Below are 18,107 nucleotides of genomic sequence, written 5' to 3'. Positions count from 1 at the left end.
TTTTTAACAAAAAATAATTGATGCAAAATGGCACTTTACAAAAAGCAAGCAGACAAAAAATCCGGTGACGGCCTGGCCCTTACCGAATGGAATGACCTCAGCAGCGCCGTGGCTGGTGATGCCGGATTGACGCTCGCCATCAATCCAACGGATAAAATTGGTATTGGCACCAGCAACCCGACCGCTAAGTTGGATATTGTGGGCGATATAAAGGCCAATGGCAACGTATCCCTGGAGCCGGGCAATACGGTTTCGGTTAACTATGGGCCCTGGGCGATGGCTAACCGAAAATTTATTGAATTTCAAACCAATTATAAGGGAGATGCTGGCCGGGGACAGGTACACTTCTATGCGCCGACCAACTATTACACCAACGTCCCCGCCCTAACGCTGGCTGGGAATTATGGGGCCGGTGGGAGCGTTGGCATCGGGACAACGAGCCCGGCTGAAAAGCTGGATGTGGAGGGCAATGTAAAAGCCGCCAAATTTATCGGCGATGGCTCCCAGCTTACCAATTTGAGCCTCGGCGAAACGGGCGTGAATCTGGCGACAGCAGCTGATTCAAGGGTAGGCATCGGGACAGCCAGCCCGCAAGAAAAACTCGACGTCAACGGCAAGCTCCGACTCTCCGCTTCCTTCTCCTCCCTGCATTTTTCAGCGAATAAAACCAAGCAGTTTATCACCTTTGGATCCTGGAGTACCCATGGCTATGGCATCGGTGTACAAAGCCATACCCAGTACTTCCGTAGCAATGCAGACTTTGCCTGGTTCAAGGGAGGGGCACACACGGATGCCCGTCTTAACCCCGGAACTGGAGGAACGGCCCTTATGGTCCTCACCGATGAGAAACTGGGGATTGGCACCGACAGCCCAATCGCCAAATTACACATCATAAGTTCCGAGACGGACGCCAACGGTCAGACACTCACCCTGGGTCCGAGCTCCGGATTAAATTCCAACCTACGCCTGGGATACCACAAAGATTACAGCTGGATTCAATCCCACGGCGCAAAACCACTGCGAATCAATCCACTGGGAAATGAAGTACAAATAGGTGCCCCGCTGCGCCTGACCGGTTCGGGCAACCAATGCCGGATGGCAGTACAGAGCGATCGACTTGTTTTCCAACTAGTTAAATCTTTACACGGTGCAAACAAAGGCATTTCCTGGGATGGTGACACCAACTGGGATGCGTTTTCGGACCAGCGCCTGAAGACCAATATCGTCAATGAAAAAAACATCCTTCCCCGCCTGATGCAACTGGATGTCAAAAATTATCATTGGAAAGACGAACCGGATCGGAAGCTAAAGCTGATCGGCTTTATGGCACAGGATGTACAGCCCCTATTCCCCGCGCTGGTAGGGGAAATGGAAGACGAAGCAACCAAAGAAACGACGCTGACGCTAAAATATGCCAGTTTTGGCGTCCTGGCGGTCGGTGCCATCAAGGAATTGAAGCAGGAATACGATGCGCGAATCGCAGCGCTGGAAGCGGCGATAGAAGGGCTGACGAATGCCTAAATCGTTTCGTAACTTACCTGAATAAGCGGGGTTACTTCTCTCCAACCTAATCGAAGCACCCCCCTTTCCCAAAGCAGGAAACCAACCGATATCCATCAACCGATAAAACTTCATGAGCAATCAACCAACCCTAACCCTCCAATTCTCGCTGGAAGAAGTCAACACCATCCTCAATGCACTGGGAGGACTTCCGTTTGTACAAGTGCATGAACTCATTGGGAAGGTGCAGGCGCAGGCCGAGGCACAACTAGCGCAGCAAAACGGCCAGTCTCCTTCGCTGCCTCAAAACCAGAAAATGCCTTCCGAAAGCGATGATGCCAGGAAATCATCCGGTTAACTGCCTACACCCACCTGTATAAGCATCCAAAGCCAGCGTCTTGTGCGAAATCAACCGCAGGCGCAGCATGTGGGTAGGTTCCGGCAACAAGGTAGCGGGAAAAACAGTCAGGCAGCTAGCAGAGCCACCGGAGTTGGCCGGTGGCGTCGCCTGAACAGCCGCGCAATAGCTCGGTGCCGCGAGCCACAGGGAGTGGTAGGCCCCATCTTCAAAAAATGCTCTCCGAAAAACGCCTAAACCGACAGAAGATGTAAATTTTTTTTGTAGATATAAACCAGCAGGGCTTGTAGGGGCTGTGGAGTACCCGTATAAGGCTCTTTTTGGGTGAAGCACCAGAAAAAACGGTATCGTGGTCTAAAGAAACGGTATCCACTTAACCTTCTGTTTTTTATCGATCTTCAATTTTATTTGCCCTTTTTAATCGATCGTGGTATTCCGGTCTGTCTCTCCATTTTTCGATATAGGGTTTGTATGCAGGACTGTCCCACCAAAATTCGGAGTCAGGATCCGGAACAGATAACCCACCCTCGTAATCATTGCCCGCAATGCTATTTTTTACCGATTCCAACCAATGTTCATAATATTCGATCATTTCCATGCCTTTTTCGGTGTGTGTCGATAGCACATCTTTATTCTCATCGGTGTCGACTTTTAGGTCGTAAAGCGCGTAGTGCTTTTTTTCAATATCCTCTACCACCAATTTAAAATCATTGTCAATAAGCGCCCCTTTGTTCCGATACTTAAACGGAATCGGCTTTTGGCGAATGGTGGTAGTCGAATTAAAAATAGGCTGGATGCTAATGCCATCGATCGGTTGCACCATCTGGTTCGCAGCCAATCCTACAATGGAATGTATGGTCGGAAAAATGTCCATGGTGGAAGCAGGGTAGTTGCTTATTTGTCCGCCATCTATCTGTGCTGGCCATTCGATTATACAGGGAACACGTAGTCCTCCTTCGTATACAGACCCTTTAAATCCTCTTAAGCCCCCAACACCTTCTTTGCCACCCTGTGGTAACCCTCCGTTATCACTGTTGAACCATAGAATGGTATTTTGGGCCAATCCCTTATTTTTCAATTCATTCCTCAAAACCCCGATACTTCTGTCCATCTCCACAATTTCACCCAGGTAGTTGCGATCCTTCTCTTCCAATTGTTGCGGTATCTCGCTTTTATCACGAGCTAAAGCACTCCAGGGGTCGTGAGGACTTCCATACCAAATCACCACAAAAAAAGGATCGTTTTTATTCTTGGAGATAAATTCCAACGCTTGCCGTACTATAATATCAGATGAACTGCCCGTATATTCCTTTATTTCTCCCTTATGACTCATCAAGGGGTCTATATCAAAAAAATTCGTAACGGAAATCCATTCATCAAACCCAAAATATCCGGGATTGCGTATGTCTTCGTTTAAAATCGGCACGCCCGGACCCTTTAGTCCGTCCAAATGCCACTTGCCAAAGTGAGCGGTAGTATAGCCTATCCCTTTAAGCGCCTGAGCAATGGTCTTTTCTTGTATCCGCATGGGCTCGCCGTGAGCGAATACCGCGGTTCTGTCATTTGCCCTACCGGTTAAAACGGACGCCCTTGTGGGAGAACAAACAGGTGCACCGGCATAAAACCTATCCAACCGTAATCCATTTTTTGCCATCTCGACTAAATTAGGAGTTTTTAAGATGGGATGATTGAAATACCCTACCTGCCCCCAGCCCTGATCGTCTGACATAACCAAGATAATATTTGGTCGGTCCTCCGATGACGGCACCGACTGACAGGAAAGTAGCACAGCAACAATCAGGGTCGATAAACATACAACGCAAAGCTTATTCCGCATGATACGTACTTGATGGATTGTTCGTCTAGCGCATTGCATCCGTTTTTGTCTCAACTGCTGGATGCTCTGCTGGATTGTAGGGTGCAGGTTATTTCTCCAGGATGTTTTTATAAACCACACCGTCTTTCATAATCAGCAGAAAATTTTTCTCAGGATTTTCTACCAATTTTATATTTTCTAATGGATTTCCGTCCACAAGGATTAAATCGGCATACGCACCTTCGGTTATTTCACCTAATTTCCCTTTTTGATAGGGGTCTCTTTTTCCGCTCATCCGTAATAATTCAGCATTGGTGGAAGTAGCCATTTTCAAAATTTCAAATGGCGTATACCAACGTTCCATTACCGATAACTTGCTTCCTTGTTGGGAAGCTACTTTTGGGTCAAACAATATGTCGGTTCCCCAGGCCGTTTTAATACCGTATTTTTTAGCCAATGCATAGGCGATATCCGTTCCCTTATTCATTTCTATTTGCTTTAAACGGTTAGCAGAACCTTCGGCAAAACTTGATTTCCCCTCGTCTAAAAACGGTTGCAAACTCCACCAAGTTCCTTTTTCTGCCATGAGTTGGGCCGTTTCCTCATCGGCAAGTTGCCCGTGGTCTATACATTTCACGCCTGAGGCAATGGCCGTTTTTATCGCCTTTGGCGTATAGGCGTGAACCGTAACGTAGGTTCCCCAATTTTCTGCCGCTGATACGGCCGCCTTAAATTCCGCTTCCGTATATTGCGCAACATCCAACGGGTCATAGTTTGAGGATACGCCGCCACCTGCCATCAATTTTATTTGTGTAGCTCCCTGACGTAATTGTTCCCTGGTTCGCATCAATACATTGTCGGCACCATCCGCAACAGCAACCATTCCGTTTCTTTCCGCATAGGAAAGCTCTCCGATTTTACGAGGGACGTCGGTAGGCAGTCCAAAATCTCCGTGTCCGCCTGTTTGCGAAATAAATGCTCCACTCGAATACACTCTTGGGCCGATGACCAAGCCCCTATCAATGGCTTTTGCCAGTGTCAACGAGCCACCTCCTAAATCTCTTACAGTTGTGAAGCCTCTTAACAACTGTTTTTCAGAGGCTTTGGCTGCCATTAAATTAAGCATGGCAAAATCGCTCATCATGGCTTGCGTCTGGGGAACGCTTTCGAATAATACGTGTACGTGCGCATCGATTAAACCAGGCATTAGAAATTTACCCTGCCCGTCAATTAGTTGAGTTGCTCCACTTCGGTCTGTGGGAATCGCATTTGCAGAAATTTTGGTAATGATATTGTTGTCTATCAGCACATTACCTTTGAGGGTTTTTTGGTCTTTGCCATTAAAAATTTCCACATTGTTGATTAATATTTTCGTGGGTTTTACTTGTGCAACTAGTGTTGTGCTTAGTTGTACCAGCCATGCCAAAATAAGTAGTGATAGTTTCATAGGTTGTCTTTTTTTTATTTAAGTTAGTAATAAAACCTTTGCTAGAACGAACACATGCGGCCGAGCCATAGCATTTTGCCCATGTTGCAGGTTCGTTGTTTTCATTCAACTAAATATCGCTCAAATGAGCATCCGTCTCGTCCGTCGGCGTTACAGCGCGTTAAATCACATCTTCTGACCTCCTAATTTTTCTAAAGGATTATATCATTCGTTGGTGGTTTCTGATACTGAAGCGAAACGTCCGGGCTTGCGTGCGGTGGGCGCTTTCGGAGCGCTTTTCTCCCGGCTTTCCCGAACTTTATTCAATGAACTAAATTTTATTTTATTCGCTTGCTGCCCAATGCACGCAAGCCAATGTTAGGGTGTGTTTCCCCTTATTCTATGGTAAAGGATACTTTTTTACCCAAACCAATTTCAAGAATCCTGTACAATGTAGATAGCTGAATATCACTCTTCCCATTTTCAATTCTTGAAATAAAGCTCTTTTTTGTTCCGGTTTTCAGTGCCAGTTGTTCCTGGGTCATGTTCGAAATTCTTCTTTCTTCCTTAATAAGCTCCCCTATCGCAAAAGCTTTTGCCTCAGCCTAGAATGCCATTCGTTGATCTGTTCCCGGTGCCCCATATCTTTTTTCCAAATGTTCCTCAAAGGTTGTCACATTCTTTTTATCTAAACTTTCCATCTTTTCAGGGGTTTTACTTTTCATTAAAGCCTGCCTGGACGGTAGGCAAGGTAATCTGCTTTTTATCGTAAAGCTTTTTCAATTTCTTTTCTAGGTGTCTTTTGGCTCTTTTTCTGAAAACCAGATTCTCCCATCCGTACATCAGCATATCAATGAGCTATTTTAAGGCGCTGTGACTTCAAGTCACTCCGGTCAAAGATATATGCTGTGCCGGTAAAATTTGCAATTTTGACAGGAAAAACCCGAAAAAAAACCCTGCTATCAAATTACTTTTTGAAAAGCATGGAATCCAGCATGGAATATAAGTACGTGTTATGTGGCGTGGTTATTTGATGATATTTTCATCTATTACATCACCAAATATTTTAAGCACATAAAAGATAAAAAATTGCATCGTTTTCTGTCTCTATTATTTCTTTGAATTGATTATTTATGGCAAAATGAGTATAGTTTAAAATTTCTTTTTGATTGTACCCACCATAGAAAGATCTAAATGCATCAGCATCGAAATTATATTCAGAATTGTGAAAATAACTTTTCATTTCAACTGATTGCGAAAGAGGTTTCATAAAATCATCAAAATCAATACGCTTGATTCTTATTCCTTGCAGAGTAAAACTATAATAGAAAATAGTTGTCAATTGGACTATCACTTCTTTAGCAAACTCACTATTAATGGACTTATCAAGGTAATTTAAAAATTCTGAGATAGATGGTTGCTCTTTGAACATTTTATCTATTTGAATTTGATTCATTTCTTTTTTTGCATTACAATAATCTATAAGCAGCTGACTTCATGCCACACAACGTAATTATAAGCGGAGTGCGGGATTTTGGAATGATTTACTGTCCATCACCGCAAAGTATATTAAGTGCAGAAAAGCGCAATTCTAGCCCATTCAGCAGCATTTCACATATACAATGTTAGTGGATGGAACTTTACCTGTCACTTCATTTAGTCTCATTGTCATAGAAATTGCTTTGATTTCAACCCATTCATTATATTCTTCAATCGCCTTTAGCCTTAAGTCATTTTCAAAATAAGGTCTGGGAAATAACGAAAGAGAATCATTCTTTGATTTTTAGCATAAACCGGCTGACATATTATGCTTTTTGAGCCCATCGGACTACGCTATTGCAAACAGACATCCCCACCCAATCTCCATAGTAACATCACCGGCTTCGTGCAACAGCGCTTTCATTGTTCGTGCTACGCACGCAACGAAAGCTTAGTTGTTAGGCAAGGTTTTTTTTTCGTAATGTTTTATTTCGTTCAGTTCCGATTCTTTCGATTCTTTTTCCTCTTCAATATCATAATCGTCTTGAAGCCCGAGCCAGAATTTGGCTGAAGTTCCAAAATATCTGCTCAGTCGAAGAGCTGTGTCCGCTGTTATTCTGCGTCTTCCTTTTATTATTTCCGAAATTCTAGTCTGGGGGATTTTTAAGTCCTTTGAAAGTCTATAAGCAGTGATTTCAAGAGGTTCCAGAAATTCAACGTTTAATATTTCTCCAGGATGTACATTTGCTAACTTTTCCATTTTTTCTTTTTTTAATGATAATCATTTATTTCAACTTCGCTTGCATTTCCATTATTCCATTTAAAAACGATTCTCCATTGTTTATTAATCCGAATGCTATAAAATTCTTTTAGTTTTCCGGTCAGTTTTTCAAGTCGATTGGAAGGCGGTATTCTCAAGTCCATTATATCTTGAGAGTTATTCAACATTCTCAATTTACGCCGTCCGACGTTTTGAATTTCAATCGGCATTTTTTTTACTCGGATTCCGTTCCAAATCTGTTCGGTCTCTTTCGAGCCAAATGAAATAATCATAGTCTTATTTTACGTTACTAACGCAAAAGGTAAGTATAAAGTTTGTTTTTTGCAAATGTTGCCTAACGGTTCTCAGCTATACGCAGGCAGGGATTTTAACCACTTAATTACTTGCGAAGAGCTGAACTTTAAATATAGCACTGTCCTGTCATACGAAGTACCAAACCCCTGCTTGAGTATAGGTGATGTTGCACTAAACCTACGGTAGTTTCCAAAACTGCTCGATATGGCTTAACTTTTAAATTCAATCAAATATCCCTTTTAATCATGAAAAAAAAGCAAACCTTATCGAAACAGCCTGTACCAATGTAGCAGGATTCAGGGAACTTTACGAGAAATTCCGGCAAAAAATCACCGTGGCCGGAAGAGGTGAAAGCACCTTGCGCAATTATTCACACCACCTGGCAAAACTGGCCCTGCATTTCAACCAACTCCCGACCGAAGTCGACCCCGAGCAGATCAACGATTACCTCTACCTGGTCAAACAGCAGCACAACACCCCGTCTGATTCCTACTTTAAATTCACCGTATATGCCCTACGCTTTGCTTACCGAATGGAGGGGCTTAAAGATAAGCGCATGGAACTGCCTTCCATTAAGCGGGACAAGAGACTTCCCGTAGTTCTTAGCCAGGAAGAGGTCAGAAGATTGCTTAAAGCCCCCAAACTTCTCAAGCACCGCGTCCTTTTAGGCCTGCTCTACGGTTGCGGACTCCGTTGTTTTGAAGTTCGTAACCTGAAAATATCTGATCTGGACTTTGACAGGAATATGCTTCACATCCGGCAAGGCAAAGGCAAAAAAGACCGCTATGTCCCGCTCTCGGCCATACTGATCAGGGGGCTGAAAGCCTACATCCAGGCCGAACAGCCCTCCATCTGGCTTTTCAACGGCAGGGAACAGGAGATCAAGGGCCGTTCGGGCGGAGACTTCGACAGCAGGTATTCCCAGCGAGGGGTGCAGTGGGCAGTAAAGCAGGCAAAAAAGGATGCTGGCATCACCAAGGAAATGACCGTGCACACACTGCGCCATACCTTTGCCACCCACCTGCTTGAAGAAGGCCTGGACATCATGAGCATTCAAAGATCTTTTGGGTCATGAATGCATTGACACAACCATGGTCTATCTTCATGTTGCCCAATCGGGTAGGGTCAGGCCTTTCAGTCCACTCGACAGGCTTTATCCCATTACTAAATGAGGGCAGCCCATGAAATAGGGGACTTGCTCAGACAGCACTGGCTACAGGTAGAACACCACCCTAACATCAACAGCTGGCAACTGCGCACCCTTTCTGCACTCAGACGTTGTCGCACCGCCGACTTGGGAGGGCATGTGGATGCCTGTACCGAATGCGGGAATATACGGATCAGCTATAATAGCTGCCGGAATCGGCACTGCCCCAAGTGCCAGGGAAAGAACAGGGAAAAGTGGCTGGCTGACCGGGAGGCCGAGCTGCTTCCCGTACCCTACTTCCACGTCGTGTTCACGCTGCCCGACATGCTGAATCAGCTGGCAATGTATCAGCCCAAGGCCATCTATGACAGCCTTTTCGAGGCGGCATGGAAGACTGTAAACTGCTTTGCAAAAGACACCAATCACTTGGGTGCCAAGGCCGGTATGATCGCCATCTTGCATACTTGGGGGCAGCAGCTAAGCCTCCATCCCCACCTTCACTGCATCGTGCCCGGAGGAGGAGTCACCAAAACAGGAAAGTGGAAGACGGCCAGAAGCAAGGGAAAGTACCTCTTTCCCGTCAAAGCAATGAGCAAAGTCTTCCGAGCCAAATATGTGAAGGCACTTAAATCCAGGATCGATCCCGAAAACAAACTGGTCAATGCCCTTTTCAAAAAAGAATGGGTTGTCTACGCCAAGAGGCCTTTCGGTCATCCAAAGGCCGTGCTCGAATACCTGGGACGCTATACCCATAAAGTAGCCATCTCCAACCACAGGATACTGGACATCGGCCCCACAAAGACCGTTTTTGCCTATAAAGATTACAGGCTCGGAGCCAAAAAGCTGGAAATGTCGCTCGACAATATGGCGTTTATCCGTAGGTTCTCCATGCACATTTTACCCAAGGGACTCGTACGGATCAGACACTTCGGAATTTTGGGAAATTCAGCCAAGCGGGAAACGGTTTCTCTGGTACACCGGGAGCTAGGTGTGACCCTATTACCTGTGGATCCCAGAACCTTGACAGAATACAACCCCCGTTACTGCACCTGTTGCCAAAAAGAAACGATGGTGAGCATACAGCGACTACCCACGCGGGGACCGCCCAAAACCGTATTTTCAACCATCCCACCCCAAATTTAATCCCTGATTTTGATCGGGCTGGAAGAGCTATGCGCAAGCCGAAAAAAACCTTCGATGAGAGCCACGGAATAGCTGAAATAATCCTGCTTTCTTACTTTTTAAATGAATTCTGGTATCGGTAATTCACTTTTTGACCTGACATGGCACCTTAAGCGACCCAAAAATACCGACTCAAACTCCATAAGCACTTCACCGGTTTCCCCGAAAAGTTCGGGGCAGGCAGCGCAACAGCGTTTTCATGCTTGGCTTTACAAGCCGCACGAAAACTTAGTTGTTGTATGCCGTTACTTCTTTTTAGTCAGTGCAGATATATATTCAATAATTGGTATATCTAAACCAAAATTAACAAAACTGTTTTTAGATGATATTGAATTATCAACAACTGGACTAGAAATACTAAGATTTGCAGAAAGTCCATTAAAAAAAGTCATACCTATTCCAGCTCCGACTAGTGCGTAATCAAAGTTTTCCTCAGATTTTAAATCAACCAAGTTATACAGTAAACCTGATGCATATCCAAAAATATATACATCACTTACTAACGGTTCTTCTTGTGGTCTCAGCCAGTAAGTCTGTTTACCATAATATTCAAAACTTTCTCCCGCCTCAAAAGCGTGCGTATATTTCCAATTCCATAATTTCCACTTAATTCCGATTTTCTCACTAGCATAATAAAGGCTACCTATTGAACTTGTACCATTTGTTCCATTATCAATGAGGCTGTTATTATTGCTGAATGAAGCATAATTAACTCCCATACTAAAAAATGGTGTAATATATTTTGTAAACTTTTTCTTTGTTATAGAATTAAACCTTTGGTCAATAGTGGAAATAAGGGATTCAATATCAACATATAAATAGCCAATCTCTTTGGTTTCATTGGTAACTTCATCTACTAGATTACCTGATAAATCATTGAATTCTACCAATGTGTTTTCCAACAAAAAATCTAATACTGTAGAAATGGCGTCATTAGGATATTGATTTTTTGCAACACTAATAAACTCTACAATTAAATATTTCATAGAATAATATTGGCTTTGAGTCATAGTAAAATCTTTGAACTGACTTTTTTCTAAACTCTTATAAAAATTATAGAGATTTTTGTATTCATCAAAGTTGGAGCGAACTAGACCTGATAGTTTAGTTAAATAATTCTCTTGGTTAATATTTAAAAGATTTGAATATTTTGATTTAAGGGCATCTATTTCTGAGGAAATTTCAGAACCATTAGCTTCTGTGATTTTCTGTAATAAAATATCAATTTCATTTTTAAGACCAGAATCATTCACGTTTTTCCCCATTTCAATCAATTCATTAGCTTGATTTGAAACAAGTAAAATGTCTTCTATACTTTTAGTCACAGTTTGTTTTAAAGTATTTAATTGAGTGACCCTTTCTGTATTGTTACTAGCATTTGCCTTTTTCATTTCTAAGACGAATACATTATCAGATTCATACCATCTTTTGAAGTTGACATTTTCTAATGAATTTTTGAACTTAAATTGTTCTTGAAATTTATCTTCATTTTCAATGACGATTTGATAACACAAATCGACTAATAAATTAAAGTCCTCAACACTAGTTGTTTGGTTTACTCTTATTTTATTATCGTTGTCAGTATTGTTAAGATTCACTTTAGCATTCAAAACTGTTTGCGTGTTTGTATAATATGCTAGTCCAAAAATAAATGCAAATTCAGCAGTATTTTCAATAGCTGTTTTAGTCATAACGGTCTTATTCTTACCACTTGTAAGTATATCCATCAAATTGTACAGATAATTAAATGTAGCGAAGTTATTCAGCTTCTTTGTATAATTATTGTCTGAATCTTTGAATTGTTTAACAATAGTATTTCTAAATACTCTTTCTTTAATTTCTTCTTGTTTTTGTTGAATAATTGCAGTTAACACTTCTGTGTCAATATTCCCTTTTGAGATAGAGGGATTAGTTCCTGTTAAGTTTAACGTAGGACTGTCTTGTGCATAGCACACTATTCCAAGAATAAGGAATAAAAATAATGTAGTAATTTTAGTTTTCATATTGGTTGGTTTTAATGGCATACAACGGTTAGTATATGAAAAGTAGGCGATTTCGAAGCACTAAACTTTCAGTTAAGTACGAACTTTGATACGAGCCAAAAGCCTTGAATTTACTACTATTTCGCCTATTTTTTATATACATTGTTGTAACACGTTATTACCAATCATCTTTGTCATATTCCTTTTTTTCGCTCAGTAGATAATTTGATAAATTAGAATTTAAATCGTTAAATAGAGTCTCGATAGATGACGGTATTGTTTCATACATTTTTCGGAGTTTCCCTTTTTTGTTGTAGTATGCTGTGCCATCATTAAAATTAATTGAAACCATACCACCTGCGGAATATTGAGATGCTGGTACTCTATACTCTATGCTCAAAGGGGTAAATTTATATTTATTGTCTTTAAATTCAATTTCAATTGTGTAAAGACCATAATAGCAATACACCATACCAAGTGAATTAACACATATAAGGTTATCTTTAAATCCTTCAAATCTGACTTTTTCATTGTCGATAGTTGTTTTGATAACTTCATCGGGATTTTTGTATGTCTCCTTAATCCAATTAATTGCTTTCGTGAATATTTCATTTTGTTCAAGGCTATCCATTTCAACTACAACATACTTTGGATTTAATCCTTCTTGGTCATAAATAAATTTGTCTTGTCCGAATGTTAGTGAACATACTGCAAGCATGAATGATACTGTTAATGTGATTCTTTTTGTCATTTTATTTCGTTTTAATGTGTTACAACGGTCACGGGTATGAAACGTAGGGCATTTCGGAGCAGCGTACTTGTCCACCGAGTCTAAGGTTGCTAAGAAACCGAAACTTGCTGAAACCACTGACCGCCCTATGTTTTATACCCATTGTTGGCAGCAGTTTTTTTGAATTCTTCGCTAATGGGGAACACCATTTTGACAACTTCCCCTTTTTTTAAATGAGTTGCATGAATATGATAGATTCCGTCATCTAAATATTCCAATCCATAAATTTCTTTTTGTCCATGTTCGTTTCTTCTATAGACCTTAGGATTATTTAGAACTATTGATTTAAAATGTGCTATAGATGAAAAATCCGCAATTAATCTTGCACTTAAAGTATCTCTTTCCATTTTCATGGCTATGGAAGGGTCTTTTGCATGAAATCCATTGTAATAAGTCGTCACCGTAAAATATGTATCCGAGCCTGAAATTTCCTGGTCAACTTGTCCGTCTGAATCCTTTGAGCCTTCATCAGTAAAGATTAAATTCCGCCATGGAAAAAGAATATTTGGGTCAACAGCTCCCGAAGAACGGTCTCTTATTGTTATTGAGTTATCAGGCGAATTAAAACGATTAAACCTGAAATATTGGAACTCACTAAATACTTCAATTTCCGAATTATTGTGTATTAGCCTTTTTGAGTAAACTGGTTCCACTCCATTGTCATAAATGTGAAGGTACTTAACATAGACAGTCTTATTTTCTTGAATTATTTTGATTGGCTTGTCACTAACATTTGGATTAATATTTTTATCCCGATATTTATGACTCAACTCTAAATTGTTGGCATTCAGCTCATTTCGTAGGTTTTGTTTTTCCTCCTCAAAATTTGATTCAAGTTCTTTCCTTTGCTTTTCCTTGTCCAATAGATGTACTTCTTTCAAAGTCGTAATTCGGTGATTTATCAATCGTGTTATTAGATATGCTAAACCGCCTATAATCGCAATTATTACAGTAACGGCAATTGCTAATAAATCTTTTGTTTCTAAGTTGAACTCATCCATAGTTATTCAAAGTATATTGAATTAAAGAGATTTTTGTTATCTAAATACAACTTTAGTAGCTCATCTATTTTGTAAGCGTCAGGTCTGTAAATAAAGGGTCGTCTAGGAAAAATTCTATCATTAACCCACCACTTACTCCAATATTTGGTAGATTGGATAAAATCTTTAGTGAAATTTTTGATTAGAGGGTTGTTATGAACAGATTCTATTTCGATACAACCTTGAATACACATATCAACATAAGATTGGACTATGGGATAATCTTTTGCTGGTAATGAATTATCTGGTATTTTGTTATTTGGGAATACGTTTGAGTAAATAAAAACATTATCGGTAGAATTGAGAATAGAAAAATAGTCTTCAATAGCCTCATTGGGTACAAGAATTCTCTTGTATCCTTTCTCTCTTTTATCAAGTTCATTCAATTCCTCTTGTGACACTTCGTAGATTATTCCATTAACGAATGAATCTTTATTTGCTTTTATACAACCCAAGAATGTGGTAGTCAAACCTTCAACTCCTGTTCTAGCAAACCATCCTCTTAGAAAACCATGTATTTTTAGAGGATAAACTTTGTCAACCAAAGGGTTGGTTCTTTTGCGAGATTCTGTCTCTAAAAGTGAGCCGTATCCAAAAATGTAATTTTTCATGTTCTATTTTTAATTGCTGCCAACGGTCTTGTATATGAAAAGTAGCGGATTTTATGCACTAACTTTTCGGATTATAACTGACCTTTAATTTATTCATTTTCTTTCGATTAAGCGACTAAACCGCTATTTTTTATATACGTTGTTGTAAGCTGGCTTTTTTCAGTTCAGCTTGGTTTTCAGCGTTGGCAAGACATACTCTTTTGCAATTTTGGGCTTGTGTGTTGGCTGAAGCGAATTGCAAATGTGTATGGCTTATGCGGTGGCTTCTTCCACAATGTTTATTTCTTCTTCTGTCAATCCGTACAATTCATAAACCATTTGGTCTATCTCTTTGTCCGTTTTATCAATTTCTGTTTTTAATTCCTCTGCTTTTTGTTTTTGCTCGTTAAAATACTGCATCCATTCGGCTTCTTCGCTTAATGATAGTTTATTGTACTCTGTTTCATTTTCTTTTGCTGACTTTTTACGTGCTTTTTCTAATTCTTTTAAAAATTCGCCAAAATCTAAATCGTGCCAAGCTTTAAGTTTATTAGTTAACTTATTTATTTTGAATTTGGACTGAAAAAGTGATATGAATTTATTTACTAATTGACTAAATGAATTATTTAGTTCAGAGAGGTTTTGAGCATTATTATCGATGCCATTTGTGGCTAAACTTTTTGGAAACTTCAATTTTTTCAAATAGTCAGCCTTAATAGCAAGATTTAAAAATTTTGTTGAAAACAGATAGTCAATTAGCTTTGAATTTAGAAGACCTAAAAATGTGTAAATGTTGTAATTAGATGTCGCAACAATAAAATTTAGACCTTGTGTGCCAAACAATCCCTTTTCGTCAATAGTAGCTACAATTCTTGGTTTTAGTCTTTCATTCCGAGTATTTTGTATCAAAATTTTAGGCTTTTTTTCAAAATATTCTTGTTCTCTTGGCCATTGTAAAGAATACCAAGGAATAACTCCTTTACGGCATTCTCTTCTTGTTTCTAATTTGTTTTTAAAATTTAAAAGCCAATTTTTGGTTGAAGGAAAATCATCGATTGATGTTGTACCATTTACATAGCATAAAGAACGTTCATAATTAACAACCCATTTTGATATATCTCTCCCGTGACACATTGGTTTTAATAAATCTTCATCTATTCCTTTTTCTCTCGCTTCATTAATATTATCGAAAATATACGCATCGTTGTTACCAGTAACTACACCTTGAAAAATTAAAAAATGATTATCGGCAACTTCAAATTCATCTTTAAATATTTTGTCAGTTATATTGTTAGTAGAAGAACTCGCTACACTAATATTGTTATCGTATTTTGAGAAATAATCTAAATCAACAAAAAGACCTTTTGGTTGAAAGAAATCTAAAGCGTCAACTAAACCTATTTGTTTATGGCGTTTTGACTTATCTAAAATAAGAATTGTAGTGTCAACAGTTGCATCTTTAAAAACCTTATTTCCTGTATAACAAACCTCTGCCAATAATTTATTGGTTAAGATATTTTCTCTTGTCTTTTTATAAGATAAATTATTGAGAATTATGGATGGAATAATATAAGACACATAACCTTTACTTGTAAGACGTTCTGTAGCTAATTCAAGAAATAAACTGAATAAATCTGAACGCTTGAAAAATGTTACATAACTACTTCGGTAATATTCTTTATCTTCTCCTGGCATTAACTCTACATTCACATAGGGCGGATTTCCGATTACCACATCAAATCCACCTTTTGAGAATACTTCTGGAAACTCATTTTGCCAATTAAAGGCTTTGTCTCCTGCAACTTTTGGGTCGTCTATTAAACTGTTACCACACTTAATATTGTTGTTTAAAGACGTTAGTTTTCTGCCTTTTTGGGCAGTCCGTAACCAAAGTGAAAGTTTAGCAATTTCAACACTTTCTTCGTTGATGTCAACTCCATAAATGTTATTTTCTAAAATGGCATTTTCCACTTCGCTCAATACCATTGCATCTCCAAACAATTTGGCTTGCAATTCGTCAATGTATTGATGTTCTGCAATTAGAAATTCCAAAGCTTGGTTTAAAAATGCACCACTACCACAAGCTGGGTCGCAAATGGTAATTTGCAATAACCATTTTCTGTAATCTTCTAACTTTTGAGATAACTTTTTTAAAGTCGCTTTTTGTCTTCCTTTACGTTCTTTCTCGTATTCAGCTTCTTGTATGTCAAGTTCGGTTTTCTTTTCCTCGCAAAGTTTGCCAACTGTATTATCTACAATGTATTTGGTAATGTATTTTGGTGTGTAAAAAACACCGTCTTTTTTACGTTTGGTCTTGCTTTGTTCGGTCGAAACACCTTGAATTTCTGCTTGTATTTCGTCAATGTCGTTTAACGAATGTTCAAAGATGTGTCCGAGAATGTTAACGCTTACTTCACTTTCAAAATCGTAGTTACTTAAATTAACTGTGTGTTTATGCAGTAAATCGTCATTGATTTTGATGTTGTCTAAAATCTCGTCTGGTGCAAACAGTCCACCATTGTAGGCAAAAATATCGTGTTGTTGTCCTTTGTGTCCTGTGTTCATATAACCGAAGTACTTTTTAAATCGGTCGTATAAAGGAAAATACTCATCGTATTTATCTCGTAAATCAGTCCATTGGTTTACGATAGAACGAATTGAATTTGGCGGAAGTAGCAATCTATCTTCTGCAAAGAAAATAAATAGAAAACGGTCGAGTAGTTTTTGCGTTTTTTTGAATAGCGTTAGTTTGTCGTATTCAGGATTTTCTTTTTGTATGGCATCAAAAATCTCGTTTCTAAATGAAGCGTAATCTTTGTAAAGCTTTATAGTGACGTTTTCCTCTTGTGTTAAGGATTCGTCTTTAATCTTTTTCGGAATGTCTTTTAACAGATATTCTGATGATAGACAAAGCCAAAGAATGTCAAAACGCTCTTTTGACAGCTGAAATAAATTAAATTCCTCAAAATCAACTGCGTTGTCAATGTAAAAACGCAACTTCTCAAAGTTGGAAGTAATGACATAATTACAACCTGGTTGGTTGTTTTTATATCCAAATGCTTGGGTTTCTACTTTGCTTAAATCGGTTGTGTTCGTTCCTTTCAGTTCAATTACCGCAAGTGCTTTTTCGCCTTTTAGGATTGCTCCATCTGTCTTTTTAGAGCCTTTTATGTTTTTTAACTCCGTTGTGAGATTAAATTCAGGCGTTGGGTTTTTCGTGTAGCCCAAAACATTCACAAAAAGGTCAATCAGAAATTCACCTTGATATTGTTCCTCTTTCGAGTTTCGAATGTTTTCTTGAATGGTCGGATTATGAAAATGGCTTGTAAATCGCTCGTATGCTTCATTAACTTTTTCGGACTCCAATCCTTTTAAATATTTGTTTAGAACAGAGTTCTGAAATAAGCTCATATATATTTTATGTTTTTTCTCAAATTTAATATTGTTCCGAGCGTTGGCAAAAAAACAATGTGTGCGTTAGCACTCTTTGTTTTGTGCGGTTGGCTCTTTTTTCAGCTTGCTTACAACGTCCAGGCTTGCGTGCGGTGGGCGCTTTCGGAGCGCTTTTATCCCGGCTTTCCCAAACTTTAGTCAATGTACTAAATTTTATTTTATTCTCTTGCTGCCCAATGCACGCAAGCCATTGTTACAGGCAGGGCTCCCTTTTTTTCTGTTGTTCGGTCCCGGTATGCTGAAAACTAACTGGTATGTTTAGCCGCAAA

At 39.5% G+C, this 18,107-nt stretch carries 15 protein-coding genes; 4 read left to right on the top strand and 11 right to left on the bottom strand.

Annotation, left to right across the window (positions count from 1 at the left end; all coding sequences use genetic code 11):
- Positions 1 to 27: 27 nt before the first annotated feature.
- Together GCU44_RS21800 and GCU44_RS21795 are read left to right on the top strand one after the other, a co-directional pair.
- The gene (locus GCU44_RS21800) at positions 28 to 1,521 is read left to right on the top strand and encodes a tail fiber domain-containing protein (protein WP_154859516.1); all 1,494 of its coding nucleotides are present in this window, start codon (positions 28 to 30) and stop codon (positions 1,519 to 1,521) included.
- A gap of 112 nt (positions 1,522 to 1,633) precedes the next feature.
- Positions 1,634 to 1,858, top strand: coding sequence for a hypothetical protein (locus GCU44_RS21795; RefSeq protein WP_154859515.1), 225 nt, complete (start codon positions 1,634 to 1,636; stop codon positions 1,856 to 1,858).
- A gap of 388 nt (positions 1,859 to 2,246) precedes the next feature.
- On the opposite strand, the gene GCU44_RS21790 is transcribed toward GCU44_RS21795, so the two are convergent.
- From GCU44_RS21790 to GCU44_RS21760, 6 genes are all read right to left on the bottom strand, one after another.
- Entirely contained in the window at positions 2,247 to 3,695 is a 1,449-nt protein-coding gene (locus GCU44_RS21790; protein ID WP_154859514.1) for a sulfatase-like hydrolase/transferase, read from the bottom strand.
- 88 nt (positions 3,696 to 3,783) lie between these two features.
- Positions 3,784 to 5,121 carry a metal-dependent hydrolase family protein gene (locus tag GCU44_RS21785; RefSeq protein WP_154859513.1) on the bottom strand — a complete coding sequence of 446 codons (1,338 nt, stop codon included), beginning with the start codon at positions 5,119 to 5,121 and terminating at the stop codon, positions 3,784 to 3,786.
- A gap of 374 nt (positions 5,122 to 5,495) precedes the next feature.
- Entirely contained in the window at positions 5,496 to 5,672 is a 177-nt protein-coding gene (locus GCU44_RS23330) for a helix-turn-helix domain-containing protein (protein ID WP_262885341.1), read from the bottom strand.
- 494 nt (positions 5,673 to 6,166) lie between these two features.
- Complete coding sequence (locus GCU44_RS21770; protein ID WP_154859512.1) at positions 6,167 to 6,556, bottom strand: hypothetical protein; 390 nt, start codon at positions 6,554 to 6,556, stop codon at positions 6,167 to 6,169.
- A 474-nt stretch (positions 6,557 to 7,030) separates the two neighbouring features.
- A complete protein-coding gene (locus GCU44_RS21765) occupies positions 7,031 to 7,339 on the bottom strand; it encodes a HigA family addiction module antitoxin (protein ID WP_154859511.1) in 309 nt (102 codons plus the stop codon).
- A gap of 11 nt (positions 7,340 to 7,350) precedes the next feature.
- Positions 7,351 to 7,632 (bottom strand): type II toxin-antitoxin system RelE/ParE family toxin, encoded by a 282-nt coding sequence (locus GCU44_RS21760; RefSeq protein ID WP_154859510.1) that lies wholly within the window; start codon positions 7,630 to 7,632, stop codon positions 7,351 to 7,353.
- Positions 7,633 to 7,988: 356 nt separating this feature from the next.
- On the opposite strand from GCU44_RS21760, the gene GCU44_RS21755 reads away from it, so the two are divergent.
- Complete coding sequence (locus GCU44_RS21755; protein WP_241685065.1) at positions 7,989 to 8,729, top strand: tyrosine-type recombinase/integrase; 741 nt, start codon at positions 7,989 to 7,991, stop codon at positions 8,727 to 8,729.
- 93 nt (positions 8,730 to 8,822) lie between these two features.
- Complete coding sequence (locus tag GCU44_RS21750; protein WP_154859509.1) at positions 8,823 to 9,944, top strand: IS91 family transposase; 1,122 nt, start codon at positions 8,823 to 8,825, stop codon at positions 9,942 to 9,944.
- A gap of 284 nt (positions 9,945 to 10,228) precedes the next feature.
- Here GCU44_RS21750 and GCU44_RS21745 read toward each other — a convergent pair whose 3' ends face one another.
- From GCU44_RS21745 to GCU44_RS21725, 5 genes are all read right to left on the bottom strand, one after another.
- Positions 10,229 to 11,986, bottom strand: a complete 1,758-nt coding sequence (locus GCU44_RS21745) for a hypothetical protein (RefSeq protein ID WP_154859508.1) — start codon at positions 11,984 to 11,986, stop codon at positions 10,229 to 10,231.
- 157 nt (positions 11,987 to 12,143) lie between these two features.
- Positions 12,144 to 12,716, bottom strand: coding sequence for a DUF4468 domain-containing protein (locus GCU44_RS21740; RefSeq protein WP_154859507.1), 573 nt, complete (start codon positions 12,714 to 12,716; stop codon positions 12,144 to 12,146).
- 125 nt (positions 12,717 to 12,841) lie between these two features.
- Positions 12,842 to 13,756, bottom strand: coding sequence for a hypothetical protein (locus GCU44_RS21735; protein ID WP_154859506.1), 915 nt, complete (start codon positions 13,754 to 13,756; stop codon positions 12,842 to 12,844).
- 2 nt (positions 13,757 to 13,758) lie between these two features.
- Positions 13,759 to 14,406 (bottom strand): gamma-glutamylcyclotransferase family protein, encoded by a 648-nt coding sequence (locus GCU44_RS21730; RefSeq protein WP_154859505.1) that lies wholly within the window; start codon positions 14,404 to 14,406, stop codon positions 13,759 to 13,761.
- Between the two features lie 252 nt (positions 14,407 to 14,658).
- Positions 14,659 to 17,796: an Eco57I restriction-modification methylase domain-containing protein gene (locus tag GCU44_RS21725; RefSeq protein ID WP_154859504.1), complete on the bottom strand. Its 3,138-nt coding sequence runs from the start codon at positions 17,794 to 17,796 to the stop codon at positions 14,659 to 14,661.
- Positions 17,797 to 18,107 lie beyond the last annotated feature (311 nt).

The organism is Cyclobacterium xiamenense (genome assembly GCF_009467825.1).
Taxonomy (GTDB): domain Bacteria; phylum Bacteroidota; class Bacteroidia; order Cytophagales; family Cyclobacteriaceae; genus Cyclobacterium; species Cyclobacterium xiamenense.
This window is presented reverse-complemented; position numbering and strand designations above follow the sequence as displayed.

Excerpts from the sequence above, each read along its gene's own strand:
- GCU44_RS21800 (WP_154859516.1), top strand. The coding sequence starts at position 28 with ATGGCACTTTACAAAAAGCAAGCAGACAAAAAATCCGGTGACGGCCTG.
- GCU44_RS21795 (WP_154859515.1), top strand. The coding sequence starts at position 1,634 with ATGAGCAATCAACCAACCCTAACCCTCCAATTCTCGCTGGAAGAAGTC.
- GCU44_RS21790 (WP_154859514.1), bottom strand. The coding sequence starts at position 3,695 with ATGCGGAATAAGCTTTGCGTTGTATGTTTATCGACCCTGATTGTTGCT.
- GCU44_RS21785 (WP_154859513.1), bottom strand. The coding sequence starts at position 5,121 with ATGAAACTATCACTACTTATTTTGGCATGGCTGGTACAACTAAGCACA.
- GCU44_RS21770 (WP_154859512.1), bottom strand. The coding sequence starts at position 6,556 with ATGAATCAAATTCAAATAGATAAAATGTTCAAAGAGCAACCATCTATC.
- GCU44_RS21765 (WP_154859511.1), bottom strand. The coding sequence starts at position 7,339 with ATGGAAAAGTTAGCAAATGTACATCCTGGAGAAATATTAAACGTTGAA.
- GCU44_RS21760 (WP_154859510.1), bottom strand. The coding sequence starts at position 7,632 with ATGATTATTTCATTTGGCTCGAAAGAGACCGAACAGATTTGGAACGGA.
- GCU44_RS21750 (WP_154859509.1), top strand. The coding sequence starts at position 8,823 with ATGAGGGCAGCCCATGAAATAGGGGACTTGCTCAGACAGCACTGGCTA.
- GCU44_RS21745 (WP_154859508.1), bottom strand. The coding sequence starts at position 11,986 with ATGAAAACTAAAATTACTACATTATTTTTATTCCTTATTCTTGGAATA.
- GCU44_RS21740 (WP_154859507.1), bottom strand. The coding sequence starts at position 12,716 with ATGACAAAAAGAATCACATTAACAGTATCATTCATGCTTGCAGTATGT.
- GCU44_RS21735 (WP_154859506.1), bottom strand. The coding sequence starts at position 13,756 with ATGGATGAGTTCAACTTAGAAACAAAAGATTTATTAGCAATTGCCGTT.
- GCU44_RS21730 (WP_154859505.1), bottom strand. The coding sequence starts at position 14,406 with ATGAAAAATTACATTTTTGGATACGGCTCACTTTTAGAGACAGAATCT.
- GCU44_RS21725 (WP_154859504.1), bottom strand. The coding sequence starts at position 17,796 with ATGAGCTTATTTCAGAACTCTGTTCTAAACAAATATTTAAAAGGATTG.